Source organism: Clostridium moniliforme (assembly GCF_017873235.1).
Lineage (GTDB): Bacteria > Bacillota > Clostridia > Clostridiales > Clostridiaceae > Clostridium > Clostridium moniliforme.
The window spans coordinates 1-9105 of record NZ_JAGGJZ010000017.1 but is presented as its reverse complement, the minus strand read 5'-3'; the positions used below and the strand labels follow the sequence as shown (position 1 = coordinate 9105).

Genomic DNA, 9105 nt, shown 5'->3' with positions numbered 1-9105 from the left:
CCTTGAAGAACACAAGGTTGATAGGTCAGAGGTGTAAGCATGGTAACATGTTCAGCTGACTGATACTAATAGGTCGAGGGCTTGACCAATAAAAAAGACGATCAACAAAAATTCATGTGCAATTTTCAGAGAACAAGTTCCTATTAAAGGAATTCTTTGAAAAATTGAAAAAAGAATTAGGAATCTGGTGATGATGGCATAGAGGAAACACTCCTTCCCATTCCGAACAGGAAAGTTAAGCTCTATAGCGCCAATGGTACTGCATGGGTGACCGTGTGGGAGAGTAGGACGTTGCCAGGTAAGTAACTAAAAGAGATAGTTTAATTACTATCTCTTTTTTCTTATATAAAAGTTAATTTAGAGATTTGTTTTTTATTAATAGTAAAATCATAATATTATAAAAATAGGGAAATTATTTTTGAATTGTGATTTAAGAATGTTAAGGGAATTTATTTTATTCTAATTAAATTTTAAGAATATTACATGAAAATTTTATAAGAACAATTTTGAAAGATTAAAACATGGACTTTTGTCTATGTTTTAATCTTTATTTATTTTAAATATATTTTTTGAAGAAATATTTTTTAATTTGTAAAAATTAATAGGAAAAAAATAATGGAGATATTAGGAAATAAATGATATAATTTCAATTAAATGTAAATAAAACAATAAAGAGAGGTTAGTATGGTACAGTCAACGAAGAAGAAAGTAATAATTAAAAAAGGTGACATAACAGAATTTGATAACTATTTATTTCATGAAGGGAAAAATTACAATAGTTATAGGTTTATGGGTTCACATAATATTGTTGAGAATAGAAAAAGAGGGATAAGATTTACTACTTGGGCTCCAAAAGCTAGTAGTGTTTATGTAGTTGGAGAATTTTCAGATTTTAAACCACTTGAAGAATATAAGATGGAAAAAATAACAAATATGGGGATTTGGAGTCTTTTTGTAAGGGGGTTAAAGGCTGGTGTTAAGTATAAATACTACATAATTAATCAGTGGGAAAGTAAAGGCGTATATAAAGCTGATCCATATGCACTGCTTTCAGAGGTAAGGCCTAATACAGCATCAATAGTTAAAGAAGATATAAAATTTAAGTGGACTGATAGGAAATGGATAAATAGAAGAAATAAGACAAATGTATATGAAAGTCCTATAAATATATATGAAGTTCATTTAGGTTCATGGAAAACTAAAGATGGTGAATTCTTGACATATAGTGAACTTGAAGAAAAGTTACCTGAATATGTAGTTGAAATGGGTTATACGCATGTAGAATTGATGCCTTTAGTGGAACATCCATTAGATGCATCTTGGGGATATCAAGGAATAGGATATTATTCCCCAACTAGTAGATATGGTAATGCTGAAGGTTTAAAGGAACTTATAAATGAGCTTCATAGAAATAATATTGGAGTAATTTTAGATTGGGTTCCAGGTCATTTTTGTAAGGATGAACAAGGATTATATATGTTTGATGGAAGTCCAACTTATGAGTATGAGGAAGGTTGGAAGGCTGATAATAAAGGTTGGGGAACATTTAATTTTGACTTAGGCAAACCAGAAGTTAGAAGCTTTTTAATATCAAATGCTTTATATTGGATAAGAGAATTTCACATTGACGGGTTAAGGGTGGATGCGGTTTCAAATATAATTTATTTAAATTATGGTCGAAAAGAAGGGGAATGGAGACCTAATAAGTATGGGGAAGATGGATGTTTAGAAGGAATAGAATTTTTACAAGAATTAAATAAAGCAGTTTTTTTTGAATTTAATAATATAATGATGATTGCTGAGGAATCAACATCATGGCCTAATGTTTGTAAACCAGTTGAAAGTGGAGGATTAGGATTTAATTTTAAGTGGAATATGGGGTGGATGAATGACACTCTAGAATATATTGAGCTAGATCCTATATATAGAAAATATCATCATAATAAGTTGACATTTTCAATGATGTATAATTATTCAGAAAATTTTATACTGCCAATTTCACATGATGAAGTTGTTCATGGCAAAAAATCTTTAGTGAATAAAATGTGGGGAGATTATTGGAATAAGTTTGCTGGCCTTAGAATGTATATTGCATATATGATTGGTCATCCAGGAAAGAAACTTTTATTTATGGGATCAGAGTTTGGACAGTTCATAGAATGGAGAGAATATGAAGAACTTGAGTGGAAACTTATTGAAAGTTTTGATATGCATAAAAAGACTAAGGATTACTTTAGAAAAATAAATAATTTTTACAAAGAAAATAATTCATTATGGGAATTAGATTATAGTCCAGAAGGATTTAAGTGGATTGATGCTGATAACAATGAACAAAGTATATTGATATTTATGAGAAAGGGTAAAAAGGATAAAGATACATTAATATTTATATGTAACTTTACTCCAGAGGTTTATTATGATTTTAAGGTAGGGGTACCTTATTTGGCAGATTATAAAGAAGTATTTAATACGGATAATAAAGACTATGGTGGATCGGGACAAACTATGGAGGATGTATTAGTAGCTGAAGATATATCTTATCATAATATGCCATATTCTATAAAGATTAAAGTGCCACCTATGGCAGTATCTATAATTGGAATTAAAAGTTTTAGTAAATATGTTTTAGAAAATAAAACTATTATAGAAAAATAAGGAGTGAACTTAGAAATGAAGGTTTTAATTGCTGCATCAGAGGCACATCCTTTTATAAAAACTGGGGGGCTTGGAGATGTTATAGGAGCATTGCCTCAAGCATTAAAGAAATTAGGGCTAGATGTTAGAGTTGTAATTCCAAATTACAGGGATATAAAAAAGGATATAAAGGAGAAGGCAGAATTTATTAAAAGTTTTGAGGTTGCTGTAAGCTGGAGAAAACAATATTGTGGAATTCTTGAATATAAGTATAAAGATGTAACCTACTATTTAATAGATAATGAGTACTACTTTAAAAGAGATGGACTTTATGGATACTATGATGATGGAGAAAAGTTTGCATTTTTTGATAGGGCAGTTTTGGAATTTTTAAAAGAATTGGATTGGAAGCCGGATATAATTCATTGTAATGATTGGCAAACAGGAATGATTCCAGTACTTCATAAGGTTGAGTATATGAAAGATGATTTTTATAAAAATATAAAAACAATAATATCTATTCATAATTTATTTTTTCAAGGAACATTTACTAAGGAAGTATTACCTGAGCTTTTTGGATATGATTATGAGTTGTTTACAAATGGAAGTTTAGAACTTCATGGAGGAGTTAGCTTTTTAAAGGGAGCAATAAACTATTCTGATAAAATTTCAACAGTTAGTGAAACTTATGCCTTAGAGATAATGACGCCAGAATACGGCGAAACTTTAGATGGACTGTTAAGGTGGAAAAAAGGAATTCTTAAAGGTATAGTAAATGGAATAGATTATGATGAATATAATCCTGAAACTGACAAATTTATTTTTAAAAATTATTCAATTGAAAATATTGAAGATAAGTTTATAAACAAGATAGAATTACAAAAAGAATTAGGTCTTAAAGTTAGTAAAGATACACCAATGATAGGAATGGTATCAAGACTTACTCATCAAAAGGGATGCGATTTAATAATAAATATGTTAGAAGGATTGCTTAAAAATGATATTCAAATAGTAATATTAGGTACTGGTGATCCAATTTATGAAAATGCATTTAAAGATTTTCAGGAAAGGTATAAGGGAAAGGTATCTTCAAATATAATGTTTGATAATAAATTAGCTCATAAAATATATGCAGCATCAGATATGTTTTTAATGCCATCTCTTTTTGAACCTTGCGGACTTGGTCAGCTTATAGCCTTAAGATATGGGGCGGTTCCAATAGTTAGAGAAACAGGTGGACTTAAGGATACAGTTATCCCATATGATGAATATACTGGATTGGGAAATGGATTTGGATTTAAAAATTATGATTATAATGAGCTTAAAAAGATAATAGAATATGCAATAGATGTATACAAAAATAAGCAAAGGTGGAAATCATTAATATTGCAGTCTATGAAATCAGACAATAGCTGGCTAAAATCAGCTAAAAAATATAAAGAAATGTATGAGGATGCTTTTTGTATTAAATAACATTAAAGGTCATATAAAAACTTAAGAAAGTATAGAACTTAAAATTTTGTAGTTGTTAATTATATAATAAAAGATTTTAGAAAATAATACTTTTAATAAGAGGATGTAAATGGAGGGTTTATGGTAGATATAAATGTTTTTCATAATTCTCAAAACTTAAAATATAGAAAACCTTTTGGAGCAGTTAAAGTTGGGGAGAAGGTTTCTATAGCTATAGATTTAAATATAGAAGCTAATGTTTATTTGCATTTAATTGAATTCTGTGGAAAGAAAAGTAGAATTCAAATGTTAAAAAATAAAAGTTTAGATAATAATATTAGGTTTGATATATTTTTAGATACTAATAACTTGTATGGAATACTAAATTACTATTTTGAAATAGTATATGAAAACAAAACTATATATTATGGGAATAATGAAGAGTGTTTAGGGGGAATAGGAAAGTGTTATGATTCTTTTCCTAAGTTATATCAGATTACTATTTATAAGGAGAGGAAGGTTCCTAAATGGTATAAGGAAGGAATTATATATCAAATATTTGTAGATAGATTTTTTAATGGAAATGATGAGTTAAAAATAAATAGTCCTAAAAAGAATAGTTTCATATATGGTTCATGGGGTGATGATCCTATGTATATAAAAGATAATAAGGGTAATATCATAAGATGGGATTTTTATGGTGGAAACTTAAAAGGAATAATTAAAAAGCTACCATATATTAAATCTCTTGGAGTATCAATTATATATATGAATCCAATATTTAAGTCAGCAAGTTGTCATAAGTATGATACTGGGGATTATGAGAAAATAGACGAAATGTTTGGAACAGAAGAGGATTTTCAGGAATTATGTTCTGAAGCAAAAAAATTGAATATAAATATCATATTAGATGGAGTTTTTAGTCATACTGGTTCAGATAGTAAGTATTTTAATAAATTTAATAATTATGACAGTATTGGAGCTTATCAATCTAAGAAATCAATATATTATAACTGGTATAGGTTTTATGAATATCCAGATAAATATGAAAGTTGGTGGGGGTTTGAAAACCAACCTAATGTAAATGAGTTAAATAAAGATTATATAAATTATATAGTTAAAGATAAAAATTCAATTATTTCTAAGTGGATGAAATTAGGAGCTATTGGATGGAGACTAGATGTAGCAGATGAGTTACCAGATGAATTTATAAAACTTATAAAAGATGAGATTGTAAAAAACAATAAAGAAAGTGTTCTTATAGGAGAAGTGTGGGAAGATGCATCAAATAAAATAAGCTATTCAGAAAGAAGGAAGTATTTCTTTGGAGATGAATTAGATTCAGTTACTAATTACCCATTAAGGGATGTTTTAATTAGGTTTTTAAAGAAGGAAATAGATAAAAATTATTTTATAAAAAAGATAATGAGTATTTATGAAAATTATCCAAGGGAAAATTTTTATAGCAATATGAATTTACTTGGAAATCATGATACTGAAAGGATTTTTACATTATTAAATAACAACAAAAAACTTCTTGAATTAGCAATAGCAATGCAAATGACACTTCCTGGAGTACCTTTAATATATTATGGGGATGAGGTTGGACTTACTGGAGGAAGAGATCCACAAAATAGAAAGCCATATCCTTGGGGAAGGGAAAATAAAGAAATATTAGATTTATATAAAAGTTTAATAAGTATAAGAAATAATGAAAACTCTTTAAAAAAAGGGGATTTTAATTTTATATATGATTCAGAAGAGTTACTTATATATGAGCGCATATATGAAAGGGAAAAAATAATAGTAATAGTGAATCCATATAATAAAAAAATAAATTATGAGTTAAAGAATGAATATAAAGAAGTAATTAATTTAATAGATAAAGAAAAGTGTATTGTAAATGAAAATGGTAATGTGGGTTTAAGGTTAAAGGAATTAGATTATAAAATTTTAAAAATTAAATTATAAAAACTATGGAATTATAAAATTATTTTATGTATAAAAGGTAAATTTGGAAGGGGTATACATTAAATGGGTAATAAAGAGATTATAGCTATGATTTTAGCAGGTGGTCAGGGGTCAAGACTTGGAGTTTTAACTAAAAATTTAGCAAAACCGGCAGTTCCTTTTGGAGGTAAATATAGAATTATTGATTTTCCTCTAAGTAATTGCTCAAATTCAGGAATTTATACAGTTGGAGTATTAACACAATATAAGCCATTAGAGCTTAACTCTCATATTGGAATTGGAGATACATGGGATTTGGATAGAAGAGATGGGGGTGTATCGATTCTACCTCCATATCAAGAAGAAAAAGGTGGAGATTGGTATAAGGGAACAGCAAATGCAATTTATCAAAATATTGAATATATAGATAGGTATGAACCTGAATATGTACTTATACTTTCAGGTGATCACATATATAAAATGGATTATGATAAGATGCTAAGTTTTCATAAAGAAAAAGAGGCTGATGCAACAATTGCAGTAATAGAAGTTCCTACTGAAGAAGCAAGTAGATTTGGAATAATGAATACAAGAGAAGATTTATCTATATATGAGTTTGAAGAAAAGCCCAAAAATCCAAAAAGTAATAATGCATCAATGGGAATATATATATTTAATTGGAAAACTCTTAAAAAGTATTTAGAGGAAGATGAATTAGATGAACTTTCAAGTAATGATTTTGGTAAAAATATAATTCCTAAAATGCTTAAGGATAATAAAAATATGGTTGCATATCCATTTAGGGGGTATTGGAAGGATGTTGGAACAATAGAAAGTTTATGGGAAGCTAATATGGATTTATTAAAAAAGGAGAATGAGCTTAGCTTAAATGAAAAGGAATGGAAGATTTATTCAAAAAATCCAGTTAGACCAGCACAATATATTGGAGAAGAGGCAAAAATCAAAAATTCATTAATAAATGAAGGGTGTTTAGTTTATGGTAATGTAGAAAATTCAGTATTATCTCAGGGAGTAAGGGTTGGGAATAATACTATAATTAGAGATTCTGTAATAATGCCAAATGTTTCAATAGAAGATAATGTGATAATAGAAAAAGCTATAATTGGAGCTGAATCTGTTATAGGAAAAGGTTGCAAAATTGGGAATGGAAAAGAAATTGCTGTTATTGCTGCAAATGAAAATTTAAGATTAGAAGTTAGCTCTAGTAATATAGATTTAAATATAAAGTCAATAGATATATTTTTAGAGGAAGATATAATTAAAAATGCCTAATTTAAGCTATTGATAAAGGGGTGGGGTTTTTGAATAATTGTTTAGGAATAATAAATTTAGATGAAAACGAAAGTAGAATGGGCGAATTAGTTAAATTTAGAACTTTAGCATCAGTACCCATTTCAGGAAGATATAGAATAATAGATTTTACATTATCTAATATGGCCAATTCAGGTATTGAGGGAATTGGAATTTTTACAAAAAATAAATCAAGATCTTTAATTAATCATTTAACAAATGGTAGGCCGTGGGATCTTCATAGAAAGAAAGATGGCTTGAGAGTTTTTAATTTTGGAAATTATGATCCTTTTTATGATGATGTTCATAATTTTGCTGATAATATAGAATTTATAAAAAATAGTAGAAAAGAATATGTTTTAATATCACCATCATATATGATATGTAATATAGATTATAAAGAACTTATAAAAAATCATATAAAAAATCAAAATGATATAACAGTAGTATATAAGTCTATAGATAATGCAGATAAAAATTTTATTGATTGTGAAGTAGTTAATATTAACGAGGTAAAAAGAGTTCTAGGAATTGGTGAAAATATAGGACTAGAAAATTGTGCAAATATTAATATGGAAATGTATATAATGAAAACAGATCTTTTTATAAAGATAGTTTATGATTGTATAAAAAATGGAGTTTATAGGAAAATAAAAGATTATATAAGCAATAATTTAAATGATCTTAAAGTTGGAGCTTTTGAATTTAATGGGTATCTAGCTTGTATAAATTCTATAAAATCTTATTTTGATGCTAACATGGATCTTTTAAATCAAGATATAAATAAGGAATTATTTTATGATAAACATCCCATATATACAAAATCCCAAGATGAGGCACCTACTAAGTATACTGATGAAAGTAATGTTATTAACTCTATAGTAGCTAACGGTGCCTATATAGAAGGAACTGTTAAAAATTGCATTATAGGAAGAAGGGTTCATATACAAAAAGATACTGTTATAGAAAACTGTATTATAATGCAAAATAGTATTATAGAAAAAAATGTTTTTATGAGTAAAGTTATTGCAGATAAAGGAAGTGTAGTAAATAATAATCAAAATATTAGTGGAACTGAAAATTATCCAGTAACTATTCAAAAAATAAAAATTATATAAAATATATTTATTTTAATAAAGAAGAGAGATTTATTATATTTATATCCATAGTTAAATATCTTAAAAAGATATTTAACTATATGGATATATTTATAATTTCTCTCTTTTTTTATAGTGATATATATTTTAAAAAAATATATAAATGTGTCAATTAGTATAAATAAATATCTTTATAGTTAGATTTTTATCCTATTTATACTAAATAACTTTAAAATAAATAAGAAACTAATCCTAGTGTATCAACAGTATTAAACTGAAGCATTAATTAATAAATTAGAGTATTATAAAAATAAAATAATTAAATAGACATATTTGAATTTTGATATAAGAATATATATGTTATTATTAATTTCGTTGCTTGAGAGGCAAAGGAAATGAATTAAACACTTGAAATTTATAAGTGCTTAAAAACATTGACAAATGCTAGCTTAAGTTATATAATGAATTATGTTATTTGAAAGCAAATACAACATTTAATTTCTAAAAAATAAATGTTGACAACAAAGTTTTTAAATGATAAGATAAGCAAGTCGCTTGAGGGCGATGAGATAAAATGGTCTTTGAAAATTGAACAGAATATAGAAATACATTTAGAACCAGCAATTCTTTTTATTAAAGTAAGTTTTAGAGTGAGATTAAA

The 9105-nt window shown here is 27.0% G+C and carries 5 protein-coding genes and 2 rRNA genes; all 7 read left to right on the top strand.

The annotated features are described in order from the left end of the window. Positions 1–89: ribosomal RNA gene (locus J2Z53_RS12560) — 23S ribosomal RNA — on the top strand; the annotation flags it as partial. A 94-nt stretch (positions 90–183) separates the two neighbouring features. Beyond that, positions 184–300: ribosomal RNA gene (gene rrf, locus J2Z53_RS12555) — 5S ribosomal RNA — on the top strand. Positions 301–684: 384 nt separating this feature from the next. Beyond that, complete coding sequence (gene glgB / locus J2Z53_RS12550; RefSeq protein ID WP_209797805.1) at positions 685–2655, top strand: 1,4-alpha-glucan branching protein GlgB; 1971 nt, start codon at positions 685–687, stop codon at positions 2653–2655. 15 nt (positions 2656–2670) lie between these two features. After that, complete coding sequence (gene glgA / locus J2Z53_RS12545; RefSeq protein ID WP_209797804.1) at positions 2671–4107, top strand: glycogen synthase GlgA; 1437 nt, start codon at positions 2671–2673, stop codon at positions 4105–4107. A 120-nt stretch (positions 4108–4227) separates the two neighbouring features. Next, on the top strand, positions 4228–6057 hold the full coding sequence (locus tag J2Z53_RS12540; protein ID WP_209797803.1) for an alpha-amylase family glycosyl hydrolase: 1830 nt from the start codon (positions 4228–4230) through the stop codon (positions 6055–6057). A 63-nt stretch (positions 6058–6120) separates the two neighbouring features. Continuing rightward, positions 6121–7329, top strand: a complete 1209-nt coding sequence (locus J2Z53_RS12535) for a glucose-1-phosphate adenylyltransferase (RefSeq protein WP_209797802.1) — start codon at positions 6121–6123, stop codon at positions 7327–7329. Positions 7330–7358: 29 nt separating this feature from the next. Next, positions 7359–8465 (top strand): glucose-1-phosphate adenylyltransferase subunit GlgD, encoded by a 1107-nt coding sequence (glgD, locus tag J2Z53_RS12530; RefSeq protein ID WP_209797801.1) that lies wholly within the window; start codon positions 7359–7361, stop codon positions 8463–8465. Positions 8466–9105 lie beyond the last annotated feature (640 nt).